Annotated in this window: 11 protein-coding genes and 1 pseudogene; 6 read left to right on the forward strand and 6 right to left on the reverse strand. The window is 68.6% G+C overall.

What is annotated here, in order from left to right; genetic code table 11:
- Window positions 1-82: 82 nt before the first annotated feature.
- Complete coding sequence (locus G432_RS13550) at window positions 83-1711, forward strand: Na+/H+ antiporter (RefSeq protein WP_041865415.1); 1629 nt, start codon at window positions 83-85, stop codon at window positions 1709-1711.
- Between the two features lie 39 nt (window positions 1712-1750).
- Here G432_RS13550 and G432_RS13555 read toward each other — a convergent pair.
- A pseudogene (locus tag G432_RS13555) lies at window positions 1751-2302 on the reverse strand (MFS transporter); the annotation flags it as partial.
- Window positions 2303-2414: 112 nt separating this feature from the next.
- Between G432_RS13555 and G432_RS13560 the strand changes: the two are divergent.
- Window positions 2415-2777, forward strand: a complete 363-nt coding sequence (locus G432_RS13560; RefSeq protein WP_015459386.1) for a DUF488 domain-containing protein — start codon at window positions 2415-2417, stop codon at window positions 2775-2777.
- Here the strand turns inward: G432_RS13560 and G432_RS13565 are convergent.
- The gene (locus tag G432_RS13565; RefSeq protein ID WP_015459387.1) at window positions 2774-4147 is read right to left on the reverse strand and encodes an aminotransferase-like domain-containing protein; all 1374 of its coding nucleotides are present in this window, start codon (window positions 4145-4147) and stop codon (window positions 2774-2776) included. The two genes, G432_RS13560 and G432_RS13565, sit on opposite strands and share 4 nt — an antisense overlap.
- Before the next feature lie 97 nt (window positions 4148-4244).
- On the opposite strand from G432_RS13565, the gene G432_RS13570 reads away from it, so the two are divergent.
- The gene (locus G432_RS13570) at window positions 4245-4646 is read left to right on the forward strand and encodes a DUF983 domain-containing protein (protein ID WP_236626913.1); all 402 of its coding nucleotides are present in this window, start codon (window positions 4245-4247) and stop codon (window positions 4644-4646) included.
- Window positions 4647-4668: 22 nt separating this feature from the next.
- Here the strand turns inward: G432_RS13570 and soxR are convergent, their stop codons facing one another.
- On the reverse strand, window positions 4669-5130 hold the full coding sequence (gene soxR, locus G432_RS13575; protein ID WP_015459389.1) for a redox-sensitive transcriptional activator SoxR: 462 nt from the start codon (window positions 5128-5130) through the stop codon (window positions 4669-4671).
- 162 nt (window positions 5131-5292) lie between these two features.
- Between soxR and G432_RS13580 the strand changes: the two genes are divergently transcribed.
- The 3 genes from G432_RS13580 to G432_RS13590 are packed head-to-tail and all read left to right on the forward strand — an operon-like array spanning window position 5293 to window position 10826.
- Window positions 5293-6363, forward strand: a complete 1071-nt coding sequence (locus tag G432_RS13580) for an efflux RND transporter periplasmic adaptor subunit (RefSeq protein WP_041864923.1) — start codon at window positions 5293-5295, stop codon at window positions 6361-6363.
- Between the two features lies 1 nt (window position 6364).
- The gene (locus G432_RS13585; RefSeq protein WP_015459391.1) at window positions 6365-9442 is read left to right on the forward strand and encodes an efflux RND transporter permease subunit; all 3078 of its coding nucleotides are present in this window, start codon (window positions 6365-6367) and stop codon (window positions 9440-9442) included.
- Window positions 9435-10826 carry an efflux transporter outer membrane subunit gene (locus tag G432_RS13590; RefSeq protein ID WP_015459392.1) on the forward strand — a complete coding sequence of 464 codons (1392 nt, stop codon included), beginning with the start codon at window positions 9435-9437 and terminating at the stop codon, window positions 10824-10826. Before G432_RS13585 ends, G432_RS13590 begins: the two co-directional genes overlap by 8 nt.
- Before the next feature lie 72 nt (window positions 10827-10898).
- Here G432_RS13590 and G432_RS13595 read toward each other — a convergent pair whose 3' ends face one another.
- The 3 genes from G432_RS13595 to G432_RS13605 form a co-directional block, all read right to left on the reverse strand.
- Window positions 10899-11951, reverse strand: a complete 1053-nt coding sequence (locus tag G432_RS13595; RefSeq protein ID WP_015459393.1) for a phytase — start codon at window positions 11949-11951, stop codon at window positions 10899-10901.
- Window positions 11951-14764, reverse strand: a complete 2814-nt coding sequence (locus tag G432_RS13600; RefSeq protein ID WP_015459394.1) for a TonB-dependent receptor — start codon at window positions 14762-14764, stop codon at window positions 11951-11953. The genes G432_RS13595 and G432_RS13600 overlap by 1 nt, the downstream gene beginning before the upstream one ends.
- Window positions 14765-14932: 168 nt before the next feature.
- Window positions 14933-15952 carry a cupin-like domain-containing protein gene (locus G432_RS13605; RefSeq protein WP_051128744.1) on the reverse strand — a complete coding sequence of 340 codons (1020 nt, stop codon included), beginning with the start codon at window positions 15950-15952 and terminating at the stop codon, window positions 14933-14935.
- Window positions 15953-16186: the final 234 nt, after the last annotated feature.

The following is a 16186-nucleotide window of genomic DNA, read 5'->3' on the forward strand; positions in this document are numbered from 1 at the left end:
AGCGCGGAAATAATGCCGCAAGAAGGGGATGAGCGCGGGGGACGCCCCGCAGGCGACCGTGGATGCAAGCGAGGGAATATCGTTGGAAACGATCACTATCATCCTGATCCTGTTGCTGGCGGTGGTTGTGAGCGGCGTGGTTTCGCGCATGCTGCCCCTGCCCGTTCCCCGACCGCTGGTGCAGATCGCGCTGGGCGGCGTGATCGGCCTTGCCGCCAACTGGCGGGTGACGCTGGACCCGGAGATATTCTTCCTGCTCTTCCTGCCGCCGCTGCTGTTCCTGGACGGCTGGCGCATCCCCCGCGAGGAGCTGTTCAAGGACGGCAAGACCGTGCTGGAACTGGCGCTGGGGCTGGTGGTGTTCACCGTGCTCGGCATGGGGCTGATCATCAACTGGATGATCCCGGCGATGCCGCTGCCCGTCGCCTTCGCGCTGGCGGCCGTGATCTCCCCCACCGATCCGATCGCGGTTTCGGCGATCGCCCAGCGCGTGCCCATCCCCAAGCGAATGATGCACATATTGGAAGGGGAATCGCTGCTGAACGACGCTTCCGGCCTCGTCTGCCTGCGCTTCGCGGTGGCGGCGGCGCTGACGGGCGTCTTTTCGATCGGCGATGCCGCGCTGAACTTCCTGTGGGTGGCGCTGGGCGGCATCGCGATCGGCGCGGGCGTCACCTTCCTGGTCGTGCGCATCAAGGCGGGGGTGAGCGGCCGTTTCGGCGAGGATAGCGGATCGCAGATCCTGATCAGCCTGCTGATCCCGTTCGGCGCCTATCTGGTGGCCGAGCATCTCCATTGTTCCGGCATCCTCGCGGCGGTGGCGGCGGGCCTCGCCATGGGCTTCGCCGAAGGTTCCGCCCAGGCGATGGCCGCCACCCGCATCCGCCGCAACACCGTGTGGGATGCGATCCAGTTCACCGCCAACGGCATCATCTTCGTGCTGCTGGGCGAGCAATTGCCGCTGATCCTGGCGGGGGCGGCCGAAACGGTGCGGATCACCGGCCATCACGAGCCGGGCTGGCTGGCCGTCTATGTGCTGGCGATCAACCTGGGGCTGGCGGCGCTGCGCTTCATCTGGGTGTGGGTGTCCTTCCGCTTCACCCTGCTGACCCATGGGCGGACCCGCCAGCAGCCCAACTGGCGGCTGGTGGCGGCGATGTCCTTCGCGGGCGTGCGCGGCGCGATCACGCTGGCCGGCGTGCTGACCCTGCCGCTGGCGATGGCCGACGGATCGCCCTTTCCGGCGCGCGACCTGGCGATCTTCCTGGCGATGGGGGTGATCATCGTTTCGCTGATCGTCGCCAGCATCGGCCTGCCCTGGCTGCTGAAGGGGCTGGAGATGCCGGCCGAATCCTCCCAGCTCGCGGAGATCGAGGCGGCGCGCATCGCGGCGGCCAAGGCCGCGATCGCCGAGGTCGAGCGCGTCGAGCACGTGCTGGCCGAGGGGCAGGAGGATGCGGACCTCTATGTCGAGATCGCCGGGCGGATCATGGACATCTATCGCCGCCGGATCGAGACCCGATCCCCCATCGCCGAAGACGCGGCGGCCGCCAGGCGGGTGGACAGGATCGAGAAGGAGCTGCGGCTGGCGGCGCTGAGGGCCGAGCGGGCCGAGATCACCCGGCGCAGCCGCCAGCGCGAGCTTGGCAGCGACGGCGCCCGCAAGCTGATCCGCGAGCTGGACCTGATGGAAACCCGCTATGCGGGGTGAGGGCGGCCCCGCCGGCGCATCCTGCCGGCGGGGCGGCGATCAGGCCGCCTCCACCCGAACCCGCTCCAGCCGGGGCGAGAGCAGGTGGACCGCGACCAGCGCCAGGAAATAGGCGCTGCCCGCCACCGCGAAGAGCGGCGTGTAGGTGCCGAAGCCGTCGAGGATGAAGCCGGCATATTTGGCCATCATCATCCCCCCGATCGCGCCCACCGTGCCGCCGATGCCGATCACCGATCCCACCGCGGCGCGCGGGAACACATCCGACGGCAGGGTATAGAGATTGGCCGAGAATGCCTGGTGCGCGGCCGTGGCGACGCCGATCACGAGCACCGCGACCCACAGATTATCGATATTCTGGGCGAAGAATACCGGCAGCACCGCGGCCGCGCAGACCAGCATCGTCGCCTTGCGGGCGAAATTGACCGACCGGCCCGCCCGCATCAGCCGCGAGGACATCCAGCCGCCGGCGATGCTGCCGACATCGGATAGCAGGTAGATCGCCACCAGCGGCGGCCCGAAGCTGAGGAGATCGAGGCTGTAGCGATCGCCGAGATAGCCGGGCAGCCAGAACAGGAAGAACCACCAGATCGGCTGGGGTGGGAGCGGCAATGTCTCTGACGTCGGGCCGTTGGACTGACCAATCCGGCGGATATTGCGTCCGCCGGCCGGGGCCAGCACAATGGCGCGGCATCGGGAGGAAGGAATGGCCGCCGGATCGCCGCAGGATATCCGCATCAAGCGCGCCTATCTGGCGCCCGCCGACGATGACGGGCGGCGCATATTGGTGGACAGGCTGTGGCCGCGCGGCCTTGCCAAGGCGAAGGCCGCGATCGACCTGTGGCTGAAGGATGTCGCGCCCAGCACGGAGCTGCGCCACTGGTTCGGCCACGATCCCGCGCGCTGGGCGGAATTCCGCAAGCGATATGCGGCGGAGCTGGCGGGCAATCCGGCGGTCGCGGAACTGCGGGAGATCGCGGGCAGGGAGCGGGTGACGCTGGTCTACGCCGCCCATGACGAAGCGCACAATAATGCGGTAGCGCTGGCGGCGTATCTGGCGGGCGCCTAGCCCGCCGCCCGTGCCTGGTTGCGGAGCAGCAGGGCTTCCAGGCATTCGAGGGCGCGGCGCAGCCGATCATGGTCGATCGCGCCGCCCAGCGATATCCTGACGGCGGCGGCGGGGTGATCCTTGCGGACGGCGAAGGCTTCGCCGGGGACGATGGAGAGCCCCATGCCGCGCACCGCCGCGGCGAGATCGGTGGCGGCCATGCCCGGCCCCAGCGGAAGCCAGAGGTGATAGCCTTCGGGATGGGCCGCATAGGGCACCTGCCCCAGATGGTGCGCGGCGATGCGCTGCCGGGCCACGGCTTCGCTGCGGACGCCGGCCACCAGCCGGTCTAGCGTGCCGTCGCGAATCCAGCCCGTTACCAGCGCGGCGTTGAGCGGCGCGGCCATGACCGCGGTTTCGTGGATATCGGCCGACAGCCGCCAGGCATCGCGGGCCGAAGGCGCCCGGACATGGGCGATGCGCAGCGCGGGCGAGACGATCTTGGACAGGCTGGCGATATGCCAGGTCCGTTCGGGCGCGAGGCTGGCGATCGTCGCGGGCGGGACCGCGGGAAGCCGGCCATAGGCGTCGTCCTCGATGATCTGGGCGCCGTGGCGGCGGGCCAGCGCCGCGATCGCCGCGCGCCGTTCGGCGCCGAGCGTGGCGGCGGTGGGATTATCGTTGGTGGGGACGACATAGACGGCCTTCGCCCCGCCCCGGAGCGCGCGGGCGACGCCATCGGGATCGAGCCCCTCCGCATCGGTTTCGAGCGGATCGACGCGGATGCCGAAGCGGGCCGCGAGCGCCAGCAGGCCGGGATAGACGAAGCGGCCGGCGGCGAGCCTGTCGCCTGGCGCCAGGACATTGCCGAGGATCGCATGGAGCGCGTTCTGCCCGCCGGCCGCGATCGCCACCTCATCCTCGGTCGATGGCATGCCCCGCGCCGACAGCGCCTCCGCCGCGACGGCGCGATCGTGCCCGTAGCCGCCGGTCGGCTGATATTGCAGCAGCGGGGAGGGGCCGGACGCGCGGAGCAGCGCCGCCATGCCGGTGCGGATCGCCTCGCTGAGCTGGGAGAAGCCGGGCTGGGGCGGCATGTTCATGCCGGTATCGTCGGATGCCTGTGCGGCCAGCGCCTGCACATGCGCGCCGTTGCGGACGAAGCTGCCGAGGCGGCCGGCGCCTTCGACCAGCCCCGAGGACCGCAGCAGGCCATAAGCGCGGGTGACCGTGGTGAGATCCACATCGAGCGCGCGGGCAAGATCGCGCTGCGGGGGCAGGCGCTGGCCCGGCCGGATCCGGCCGGCGCGGATCGCGCCTTCGATCGTATCGGCAATGGCCAGATAGAGCGGGCCGGAGGCGGCCCGGATCGCGATCACCCAATTTTGCATGGATCGTCTGCATGGTTATGTATGGTTGTTGTAACCATACATAACGCCTAAATGGACGGCAAGCAATCGAACAGACGAGGCAAGGCCCGTGAACAGCATGCCGGGGAAGATGGAAGCCCAGCCGCAGGACGGCCCATGGCCGAAGCTGGAGCCGATCCGCACGGGCCTGCGCGGCCGCTGCCCCCGCTGCGGGCAGGGGCATCTGTTCCAGGGATTCCTGAAGCTGCGCGACGGGTGCGAGGTCTGCGGGCTGAGCTACGACTTCGCTGATCCCGCCGACGGGCCGGCCTTCTTCGTCATATGCTTCGGCTGCGTGCCGGCGGTGACCTTCGCGCTGCTGCTGGAGATATGGCTGAGCCCGGCCTGGTGGGTCCACCTCGTCACGTCGCTGCCCTTCCTGATCGTGACGTGCGTGCTGCCGCTCAGGCCGCTGAAGGGGTGGCTGGTGTGCAGCCAGTTCTTCTTCAAGGCGGGCGAGGGCCGGATCGCCGGCGGCTAGGGCGCCTGAAAATCGCTCTGGCTCAATCCGGGTCGAGCAGGCGTGGCCCGCTGCCATTTTCGGCGAGCGTGTCGCCCGGATTGCGCAGGGGGCAATCCTCGGTCGAGAGGCAGCCGCAGCCGATGCAGGAGCTCAGCTGATCCCGGAGGCGGGTGAGCCGCCCGATCCTGTCGTCCAGATCGTCGCGCCATTCGGTCGACAGCCGTTCCCACGCCGCGATCGTTACCCGCCCGTCCGACGAGAGCGAGGCGAGCCGGTCGCGGATGACGGCAAGGGGGATGCCGGCGCGCTGCGCCACCTTGATGATCGCGATCGCGCGCAGCACGCCGCGATGGAAGCGGCGCTGGTTCCCCGCCGTGCGATGCCCCCAGATCAGCCCCTTCGCCTCATAGAAATGGACCGTCGACACCGGCACGCCGGCGCGGGCCGCGACCTCGCCCACGCTGAGTTCGCGCAATGCCTGTGCGTGCGTCAGCCTTGCCACCGATTCCCCCTTTACCTCAATCATGGTTGAGGTTTTATAGAGGCGCTCCCGATTCGAACAAGGGAGCGTCCCCTGGAACATTCAAGCCTTGCCGACCAGCGGGATGCGCCTGCCGGTCCATCATCCTATCCCCCCGATAGCAGGCCGGGCCGCGCGCGGCCGATCATCCTCGCGCTGGCGGCCACGCTGCTGCTGTTCGGCGCGCTTTATGGCTGGCGGACGCTGCGCAACGCCGCGCCGCCGCCGCAGGCCCCGCCGCCCGTATCGGTGGCCGCCGTGGTCGCGACGCCCGTGGACGTGCCGGTGGCGCTGGAAGCGGTGGGATCGCTGCGGGCGGTGCGCGAAGTGGTGCTGGCGCCCGAGGTGGCGGGCCGGGTGGTGGGCATCCGCTTCACCGCCGGCGCCCGCGTGCAGGCCGGGGCGCCGCTGGTCGAGCTTTACGATGCGCCGGAACGGGCCGACCGGGCGGCGGCGGCGGCGCGCGCCTCCTTCGCCAGGCTGCAGCTTTCGCGATCGCGCGAACTGGAGCCTTCCGGCGCGGAATCGCGCGAGCTGCTGCAGCAGCGGCAGGCCGAATATGACCAGGCGATCGCCGCCGTCCGCCAACTCGACGCGCGCATCGCCCAGAAGCTGGTGCGCGCGCCCTTCGCGGGCGAGCTGGGCATACGCCAGATCAATCCGGGCCAATATCTGAACCCCGGCGATCCGATCGCGACGCTGACGGCGCTCGATACCCTCTATGTCGATTTCACCGTGCCGCAGCAGGAACTGGCGCGGCTGGCGATCGGCGGCGTCGTGAACCTTGCCAGCGACGCCTGGCCCGGCCGCCGCTTCACCGCGCGGGTGAACGCGATCGAGCCGCGCATCGGCGGCGACAGCCGCAACGTGACGGTGCAGGCGACGGTGCCCAACCCGGATCGCGCGCTCCGCCCCGGAATGTATGTGACCACCGCGCTGGACCTGCCGCCGCAACGGGGCGCGCTGGTGGTGCCCGCCACCGCGATCCAGACATCGGCATCGGGCGACAGCGTGATCGTGGTGCGCGGCCCCGATGCCCGCAAGAGCGGCAAGGCCGAGATCGTCGCCGTCACCGTCGGCCGCCGCTTCGGCAATCAGGCGGTGATCGCGCAGGGGCTGAAGCCGGGCGACGTCGTGGTTTCCGAAGGCCAGCTGCGCGTGCAGCCGGGGGCGAACGTCTCCATCGCCCGGCTGCTGCCGGCCGGAGGGAAGTGAGATGCGCTTCACCGATATCTTCATCCGCCGGCCGATCCTGTCGATCGTCGTCAGCCTGCTGATCCTGCTGGTGGGCGGGGCGGCGCTGTTCTCGCTCCCCGTGCGCGAATATCCCAACATGGAAAGCGCCACGATCGTGGTCGACACCAGCTTTCCGGGCGCGACCCAGCAGGTGATGCAGGGCTTCGTGACGACGCCGATCGCGCAGGCGATCGCGACCGCCAACGGCATCGAATATCTCACCTCCACCTCCAGCCAGGGCAAGAGCCAGGTGAAGGCGAAGCTGGTGCTGAACGCGGACGCCGACCGATCGATGACGGAGGTGCTCGCCAAGGTGCAGCAGGTGAAATACCGCCTGCCGCAGGGCGCCAACGATCCGGTCATCACCAAGATCACCGACGGCGCATCGGCGGTGCAATATGTCGCCTTCGTGAGCGACAAGCTTTCCGTCCCCCAGATCACCGATTTCGCGTCGCGGGTGGCGCAGCCGCTGATAACGGCGGTGCCGGGCGTGGCTTCCGCCGAGATATCCGGCGGGCAGACGCTGGCGATGCGCATCTGGGTCGATCCCGTGCGGCTGGCGGCGCGCGGGCTTTCCGCCGGCGACATCGCGGCCGCCCTGCGCGCCAACAACGTGCAGGCGGCGCCCGGCCGGCTGAAGGGGCAGGATACCGCCATCAACATCACCGCCGCCACCGACCTGACGGGCGTGGAGGATTTCCGGTCGATGGTGGTGAAGAGCGGCATGGACGGGCTGGTGCGGCTGGGCGATGTCGCCACCGTCGAGATCGGCGGGCAGAATTATGACAGCAGCGCGATGACGAGCGGCCACCGATCGGTGACGATCGCCATTTCGCCCACGCCGGACGGCAACCCGCTGGAGATCGTGAAGGCGGTGAAGGCGCTGCTGCCCGACATGCAGCGCGTGGCCCCGCCGGGGCTGAAGGTCATCAGCCAGTTCGACGTCGCCCATTTCGTGAATGCCGCGATCGACGAGGTCGTCCACACGCTGGGCGAGGCGATCCTGATCGTGGTGATCGTGATCTTCCTGTTCCTGGGCTCGTTCCGGGCGGTGCTGATCCCGGTGGTGACGATCCCGCTGTCGCTGGTCGGCACGGCGGCGCTGATGCTGGCCTTCGGCTTTTCGCTGAACCTGCTGACGCTGCTGGCGATGGTGCTGGCGATCGGGCTGGTCGTGGACGACGCGATCGTGGTGGTGGAGAATATCCATCGCCATATCGAGGAGGGCCTTTCCCCGGTGAGGGCGGCGCTGGTGGGCGCGCGCGAGATCGTGGGGCCGGTGATCGCGATGACGATCACGCTGGCGGCGGTCTATACGCCGATCGGCCTGATGGGCGGGCTGACGGGCGCGCTGTTCCGCGAATTCGCCTTCACGCTGGCCGGATCGGTGATCGTTTCCGGCGTGGTGGCGCTCACCCTTTCGCCGATGATGAGCTCCTGGCTGCTGAACGCCAAGGTTTCCGAAGGGCGGCTGGCGCGCGCGATCGAGCATCGCATGGAGCGGCTGACGGCCGGCTATGGCCGGCTGCTGGCGCGGACGCTGGAGGCGCGCGCGGCGGTGCTGGTGGTGGGGGCGGCGGTGCTGATCGCAATCGTCGTGCTGTTCACCGGCGCGCGGCGGGAACTCGCCCCGCCGGAGGACCAGGGCTATGTTTTCGTCCAGACCAAGGCGCCGCAATATGCCAATGTCGAATATACCGCGCGCTATGCCGATGAGGTGGAGCGCATGTTCCGGCGGCTGCCCGAATATGTGAGCAGCTGGTTCGGCAACGGCACCGATGGCGAGAATGAAGGCTTCGGCGGCGTGATCCTGAAGGAATGGGCCGACCGCGACCGCAGCGCGGACGACGTGCAGGCGCAGCTGAACGGGGAGGGCGCGGCCATCACCGGCGTCTATGCCGCGGCGTTCCAGGCGCCGGCGCTGCCGGCATCGAGCGGCGGCCTGCCGGTGCAGATGGTGATCCGTTCGTCCGACGACTTTCCCGCCATCTATGCGGCGATGGAGGGGATAAAGGGCGCGGCCTGGGGCAGCGGCCTGTTCGCCTTCGTCGACAGCGACCTCGCCTTCGACAGCCCGGAAGCGCGCATCACCATCGATCGCGCCAAGGCGGGCGAGATGGGCGTGACGATGGAGGCGATCGCCGACACGCTCGCCATCCTGGTGGGCGAGAATTACATCAACCGCTTCAACTGGCACGACCGTTCCTACGACGTCATCACCCAGGTGCCGCGCGACCAGCGGCTGACGCCCGACAATCTCGGCCGTTATTATGTGAAAGCGAAGACGGGCGAGATGGTGCCGCTCGCCACCGTGGTCCGCATCGACATGCGGCCCGAGGCGAACCGGCTGCCGCAGTTCAACCAGATGAATTCGGCCACCCTTTCCGCCGTGCTGGCGCCGGGGGTGACGATGGGGCAGGCGGTGGACTTCCTGAAGGCGCAGCCGCTGCCGCCGGGAACGACGATCGACTGGCTTGCCGACAGCCGCCAATATGTGACGGAGGGGGACAGGCTGACCGTTTCCTTCGGCTTCGCGCTGATCGTGATCTTCCTGGTGCTGGCCGCGCAGTTCGAAAGCTTCCGCGATCCGCTGGTGATCCTCGTCACCGTGCCGCTGGCGGTGTGCGGCGCGCTGCTGCCGCTGTGGCTGGGGTTCGCGACGCTCAACATCTACACGCAGATCGGCCTCGTCACCCTGATCGGGCTCATATCCAAGCACGGCATCCTGATGGTGAGCTTCGCCAACGAGATGCAGCATGGCGAGGGGCTGGACCGGACGACCGCGATCCGCCGCGCGGCGGCGGTGCGGATGCGGCCGGTGCTGATGACGACGGCGGCGATGGTGGCGGGGCTGGTGCCGCTGCTCTTCGCCAGCGGGGCCGGCGCGTCCAGCCGGTTCGCGATCGGCATCGTCGTGGTGATGGGCATGCTGATCGGCACGCTGTTCACCCTGTTCGTGCTGCCGACGATCTACAGCCTGATCGCGCGGGACCATCGCGCGACGGAGGCAAGCCCGCGTGAAAGGGAGTTGCGGACGATGGAGGCGGGCCATGCATAAGTTTTCCTGGCTCGCGGCCCTGGCGCTCGGCGGATGCGCGATGGGGCCGGATTATCGCCCGCCGGCCACGCCGCCGGCCGCCGCCGATCGCTTCGTGACGGCGGCCCCGGCGACGGACGCGGCCGCGCCGCTGCCGGATGCGTGGTGGCGGCTCTACGACGATCCCGTGCTCGACCGCTTGGTGGCGCGGGCCTTCGCCGCCAATGCCGACCTGCGCGTCGCGGCGGCGAACCTCGCCCGCGCCCGCGCGGTGGCGGACGAGGCCGGGGCCGGCCGGCTGCCGACCACGGACGCGAGCGGCGGCGTCTCCTACGGCGATGCCGTGGCCGGCGGCTTTCCGCAGGGCGGGCGGCAATGGACCTATAGTGGGACGATGGCGATCGCCTGGGAGGCGGACCTGTTCGGCCGCGTCGGCCGGACGATCGCGGCGGCGCGGGCCGATGCCGATGCGGTGGAGGCCGCGCGCGACATGGTGCGCGTGGCGGTGGCGGCGGAAACGGCGCGGGCCTATGCCGACGCCTGTTCCTTCGGCGCATCGATCGCGATCGCGCGGCAATCGCTTGCCACCGCCGAGGACGGGCTGAAGCTGATCGCCACGCGGCAGAAGGCGGGCGCGGCCGGCCGCCTGGATGTGGAGCGCGCGGCGACGGCCGCCGCCAACGCCCGCGCGGCGATCCCGCCGCTGGAAGGGCAAAGGCAGGCGGCGCTTTACGAGCTGACCGCGCTGCTGGGCGAGACGCCCGCCAACGTCCCGGCGGAGGCGGCGCAATGCACCCGTCCGCCGGCGCCGGCGGCGGCGCTGCCGATCGGCGACGGCACGGGGCTGCTGCGGCGCCGGCCCGACCTGCGCGAGGCGGAACGGCGGCTGGCGGCCGATACGGCGCGCATCGGCGTGGCGATGGCCGATCTCTATCCGCGCATCAGCCTGGGCGGATCCGCGGGATTCTTCCGCAACGATCAGGTGCGGGGCGGGGATTCCTTCTCCTTCTCGGTCGGGCCGCTGCTGTCCTGGAGCTTTCCCAACATGGCGGTGGCGCGGGCGCGCATCCGCCAGGCCGAGGCGGGAGCCGATGCATCGCTGGCGGCATTCGACGGCAAGGTGCTGGCGGTGCTGAAGGAGGTGGAGCAGGCGCTGGCGCTCTATGGCGCGGAGGACCGCCGCAATCATGCGCTGGCGGAGGCGAGCATCCGCGCGGACGCGGCCTATGGCCTTGCCGACCGGCGCTACCGGGCGGGGTCCATATCCTATCTGGATCTGCTGGATGCGCAGCGCGCGCTGATCGATACGCGGGCGGCGCTGGCCGATTCCACCCAGAAGCTCGGCACGTCGCGGATCACCTTGTTCAAGGCGCTGGGCGGCGGCTGGGTGCCCCCGCCCGAATGATCGCGCGGCAGGATGCGACGCCCGGCGCCGGCATAAGGGGTGCCGGGCCGGGCGCCGATCATGGCGGGAGGATCAGAGGCCGAGCGCGCGGCGCACGTCCCGCCAGTCCACGACCTTGAAGTTCTGCTGCGGGCCGTCCCCATCGGCGGTATCGTGCATGGCGATGGCGCCTTCGGGGAAGGGGCCGATCGGGCCGCTCCAGGCATCGATGCCGTCCGTGCCGGTGACGGCATCGATCGCCCCGCCTTCGACCGCGAACCGGCCGACATAGACGTGGTTCGCGCCTTCGATCCGCCAGACGGGGAAGGTGGCGTCGCCCTGGCTGGAGGCGATCAGATAATCGACGCCGCGATCGCGCAGGATGGCGAGGCCCTCGATATCCGCCGTCAGCCGGATGCCGTCCGCGACCGCGACCTGCATCGGATCGGCCGACCCCCGGGGATCGAAATCGAACCGCCAGATGGCGACATCCTCCTCGCCCAGATAGAGGGTATCCGCCTTTTCATCGACGACGCAGCCTTCGGGCTGGGTCGCGACCTTCATCCGCCGTTCGAGCGTCGCCACCGGGCCGGAGGGGCCCGCGGTGATGCGATACTGGAAGATGCCGCCGGCCTTGTTGTTGGCGACGACGTAGAAATTGCCGCCGCGCTTGCCCATGCACGAGCCGTAGGGTTCGCCCATGTCGGTGGGGATGAAGCCGTAGGGGCGGGTTTCCAGCGTATCGGGATCGAACAGGAAGGTCATGATCCCGAAGCGCTTGCGCTCCATCGCCGCGACCAGGACATAATCCTTGCCGCCGACGCGGAAGCCATCCCGCACGTCCACATTGTCGAGCGGGCCCGAGCGCAGGAACTGGCGGACGCGGCCGTCCATGTCGTGCACGTAGAGGCCGTCCGTCTTGTCCGTGGCGAAGATCACCGCGCGCGCCGGATCGCGGGGATCGGCCCAGAGCGCGGGATCGTCGGCATCGACGCGCGGATTGGTGGTGACGACCGTTTCCAGCGCCGCCGGCACCGCCCTGGCGGGATCGCCGCGCGCGGCCGTGCCCTGCGGCAGTTGCGGTTCGGGCGGAACGGTGGCGCAGGCCGCGAGTGCCGCCAGCGGAGCGAGGATCAGCGCGCGCATCAGAAGGTCGCCTTCGCGCCGAACTTCGCCGTCCAGCCATATTCCTCATATTGCAGGAGGTTACGGCTCAGCGGCTCGCGCTGGTAGGCGGTATAGGGCTCGTTGAAAAGGTTCACCCATTCGACGAAGAGCTGGACCTGCTTGGTGACGCGATATTTGGCGCTGACATCGACCTGGAAGTGATCGGTGACGATGCGATCCTCATCCGCGTCGTCGCCCAGCTCGTCCAGATAGGAGTCGCGATAGGTGCCGGCCACGCGGAAGCTGATCGGCCCCTTGTCGTAGCCCAGCGCCACGTTGAACGTGTTCTTGGCCGAGGACGGCAGCGGTATCTTGCGCCCGTCGGCCAGCCGGCCGTCCGCATCGGTATAGGTGTAGTTGAAATTGGCGAGCAGGCCGTCGAACGGCGCCGGCAGGAAGGTGAACGCCTGCTGGAAGCTGAACTCGATGCCCTTCACCCTGGCGGAGTCGCCATTTTCCGGGATCGTCGCCTCGTCATAGGCGATGCCGTTGAAGACGCCGGGATCGTCATGGTTGCGATCGACGATGAAGTCCTTGATGTCCTTCCAGAAGAAACCCGCCTGGACGACGGCGTTCCTGGCGAAATAATATTCCGCCGCCACGTCGATGTTCCAGGCGCGATAGGGCTTGAGCGCGGGGTTGCCGAATTCGCCCTCGCGCTCGCCATCGTCGCTTTCCTCGATCAGGAAGCGCGGGGCGAGCTTGCCGATCGTCGGGCGCACGACGCTCTTGAACGCGCCCAGGCGCAGCACGACGTCGCGGGCCGGCTGGTAGCGGACGGCGGCGCTGGGTAGCACGTCCGTATAGCTGCGCTTGAAGCGGAGCGGGCTCACCTCGACCAGATCGTCGCCATTGTCGGCGCCTTCCTCGATCAGCTCGACAAGATTGCCGCGAATGTCGTTCTTCGTATGCTCGACGCGGACGCCGCCCACGACGCGCAGCCGCGTATCCTCGTAGCGGCCGAGCAGGTAGCCGGCATAGATATCCTCATCCACGCGATAATCCGAGGCGGCGGATTCGAAGTCGCTGTCGATATCGTTGCGGGTGAACTGGTCGAAGCCGTTGCCGAGGAACTTGCGCACCGGCTTGTAGCCGGGGACCGGATCGATCAGCGCGAGCGAATAATCCTGCTTGCCGAGGACTTCGGCCAGCGTCGTGTCATTATCCTCGTAGATATCCTTCTGGAGATCGTAGGTCTTGCGGCGCAGCCGGGCCTTGCCGCCCGCCTGGATCGAGAATTCGCCCCTGGCCAGCGCGAAATCGCGCGTCACGTCGAAGCGGCCGCTCCATTCGCGGTCCCTGGACAGGCTGAGCGTGGTCCGCTCCACCTTGTCGAATTCATATTCCTCGGGATCGAAGAAGATGTCGCCGCCCTGGGTGATGCTGTAGCCGGGGCGCTTGTAGTTCGCGAAATCGAACGTCACGCCCAGCGGGTCCTCATCGTCGAAGTCGCGGGACCAGGCGATCGGATCGATCGAGCCGTTCTCCTTCTCGCTCGACTTGGCGTAGGCGCCTTCGTAGCGGAAGGTCCAGGGGCCGGTCTCCGTCTTGCCGCCGATCGAATAGGTCATGATCTTCTGGACCTCGTAACGGTCCTTGAGGTCGCGTTCGACCTTGATCTCGTCATCATCCTCGCCGGACACGAAATCGGCGCGGGTGCCGGTGCCGCCGACCGGCTTGGCATCGCCCACGTCGAAGATCAGGCGCTTGCGGAATTCCTGGTCCTCGAAACGGCTGTAGAGGCCGCGCGCGAACAGGGTGGTGGTGTCGCTCGGCCGCCAATCGAGCGAGAGCGACCCGCCGAGGCGTTCGCGCGTCACGTCATAATCGCGATATTCGAGCTTTTCGAAATAGCGGACGCCATCGTCCTCGTCCCAGCCCTCGGCCTCGATATTGTCGGTCGCGAAGCGGCGCTTATAGTAGGAAAGGCCGCCGGAAATGCCGAAATCGTCGCCGACCCTGGTGGCGAAATCGACGCTGCCCTTGGGGCGCAGTTCGTTGGTCTTGTCGTTGAACGATCCCTCGGCGGAGACCGAGACGAACGGCTTCTTGCGATCGAAGGCGCTGGTGGTGTTGATCTCGATCGAGGCGCCGATGGTGTCGGCGTCCATGTCGGGCGTCAGCGTCTTCTTGATCTCGATCGATTCCACCAGCTCGGACGGGATCACGTCCAGCGCGACCGAGCGGACATCGGATTCGGGCGCCGGCACGCGGGTGCCGTTGATCGAGGCGGCGTTGAGGTTGGGATCGAGGCCGCGGACGGAGACGAAGCGCCCCTCGCCCTGATCGTTCAGCACGTTGATGCCGGGCGCGCGGCGCAGCGCCTCCGCGACGTTCTGGTCGGGGAACTGGCCGACGGCATCGCGGGTCAGCACGTTCTCGACCCCGTCCGCCGCGCGCTGGCGCGAGATGGAGCTGCCGAGATTGGCCTGCTGGCCGACGACGAGGATGGTGGCGCCGCCAGCGGCCGGGGAGAGGCGCACGTCGGACCGGGTGATGCCGTCCGGCGCGACGTTCACGTCCGCGCGATAATCCTCCGCGCCGGCATAGCGGGCGACGAGCGTGTAGGAGCCGGCCGGGACGTCCGCGAAGCGATAGGCGCCGTCGGGGCCGGCGTTGGTGCGGCGGCCCAGCTCCTTGAGGACCAGCTCTGCCCCCTGCAGGCTGCCGGTGCCGCTGGCGTCGAGAACGGTGCCCGCCAGGGTGCCGGCGAAAGCGGGGGAGGAGAAGATGGTGGCCGCGAGCAGCGCGCACGCGAGCGATCCGCGCGAGCGGTTCGAAAGATCGATCATGAGAACCCCTTTTCGTCGAAGGGCTTGCCCTCCCTTCGCTCAACGGGGCCAGTGGCAGCGCTTGATGACCGCGCGCCGACGATTCGATGACAGGCGGATTACAGGCGATGACGGAATGATGACGCGGGCCGGCGGCCGCCCCGCGTTGCCGGGGGACGGAAAGCGGGCCTACAGCGCGCCGTAGCTGCGATAGGCGGTGTAGAAATCATTCTCCCACACGAAATTGGTGAAGGAGAGGCTGATGCTGGTGTCGAGCCCTTCGACATGATGCCACCAGCCGACGGGTATGAAGAGGATGTCGCCCGGGCGGATGGTGCAGGTGATGGCGGTCGGCCGCTGGCCTTCGGGCAGGCCGGCGAAGGCTTCCGGCCCGCTCCAGCGGCTGTAGCAGTGCATATGGTTCTGCATCCGCTGGGTTTCCCACAGCGGCACCAGCGTCACCCGCTTCTCGCCCATGATCTGGACGAGGAAATTGTTGGTGAGATCGTGGTGGAAGGGGGTGATCGTGCCCTTCGGCCCCAGCCAGAAGAAGCCGTCGCGCGTGGGATCGGGGACGAGGAAGCCGGGCAGGTCGCCTATCTCTTCCCACAGCGGCGCCAGCGCGGAGCGGTTGTGGCCGCCATTGTTCGCGGTGACATAATAATCGTTGCTGGGCTCGCCCGAGCGGAGCCGGCCGAGGAGGGCGGCCAGCGGCATGCGCGTCTTGTGGTGGTTGGAGCGGATCTCATAGTCCGCATCCTCCTGCCGGCCGGTCTGCACCTCGATCTCGGGATTGCCGGCCAGCGCCTCGATATGGTCGAGCGTCCAGCGCCGCGCGGGCCAGTGGTCGATCAGGCCCGTCAATATCGCCGGCCGGTTGGCGGCATAATGATCCCCGAGGAAGGCCCCCGGCGCCGGGCGTTCGAGGACGGGCACCTCCGGGGGGCGGAGCGCCGCGAGGCGCGCCAGCGATTCCAATATCCAGTCGCGCTTGGCGAGCCGCGCGGCGATCGCCGTGCCGGCCTGGGTATAGGGGCTGGAGGAAGCGGCCGCGATCTCGGCCGAGACGACGGCGGGCGGGGCGCCGAGCGCGGCGAGCCTTTCGGCAATGGGCGCGGCATCGGAGCCCAGAAGCAGATTTTCCGCGATCCAGCGCTGCCATTCGTCCTGGATCCGGGGGAGCGGAGTGGCGGCAAACCGGGTCGTCATGCGATTGGGTCCACTTTTGAGATATGCCATGTCGGATATGCCATGCGCCGCATCGTGCGCGCGAATCCGGCCCGTCTGTCACGATTTGATGACAATTGGAGGAAACAGGCAAGTTCCGCGCGGCGGGCCGGCCCTGTGGAGTCCTCCCGAAATAATCATCCTCGTTAAATCGCCTGATTCTGCTAAAAATGCAGTCGGCGCAAGCATCCGGCGGATAGCGCAGCTTCGCGCGGC

Origin of the sequence: Sphingomonas sp. MM-1 (genome assembly GCF_000347675.2) — a bacterium.
Classification (GTDB): Bacteria; Pseudomonadota; Alphaproteobacteria; order Sphingomonadales; family Sphingomonadaceae; genus Sphingomonas_E; species Sphingomonas_E fennica.

Bases quoted from the DNA above. Each gene is read 5' to 3' on its own strand.
- G432_RS13585 (WP_015459391.1), top strand. From the start codon at position 6,365: ATGCGCTTCACCGATATCTTCATCCGCCGGCCGATCCTGTCGATCGTC.
- G432_RS13605 (WP_051128744.1), bottom strand. From the start codon at position 15,952: ATGACGACCCGGTTTGCCGCCACTCCGCTCCCCCGGATCCAGGACGAA.
- G432_RS13595 (WP_015459393.1), bottom strand. From the start codon at position 11,951: ATGCGCGCGCTGATCCTCGCTCCGCTGGCGGCACTCGCGGCCTGCGCC.
- G432_RS13600 (WP_015459394.1), bottom strand. From the start codon at position 14,764: ATGATCGATCTTTCGAACCGCTCGCGCGGATCGCTCGCGTGCGCGCTG.
- G432_RS13570 (WP_236626913.1), top strand. From the start codon at position 4,245: ATGCCGGGGAAGATGGAAGCCCAGCCGCAGGACGGCCCATGGCCGAAG.
- G432_RS13565 (WP_015459387.1), bottom strand. From the start codon at position 4,147: ATGCAAAATTGGGTGATCGCGATCCGGGCCGCCTCCGGCCCGCTCTAT.
- G432_RS13560 (WP_015459386.1), top strand. From the start codon at position 2,415: ATGGCCGCCGGATCGCCGCAGGATATCCGCATCAAGCGCGCCTATCTG.
- G432_RS13590 (WP_015459392.1), top strand. From the start codon at position 9,435: ATGCATAAGTTTTCCTGGCTCGCGGCCCTGGCGCTCGGCGGATGCGCG.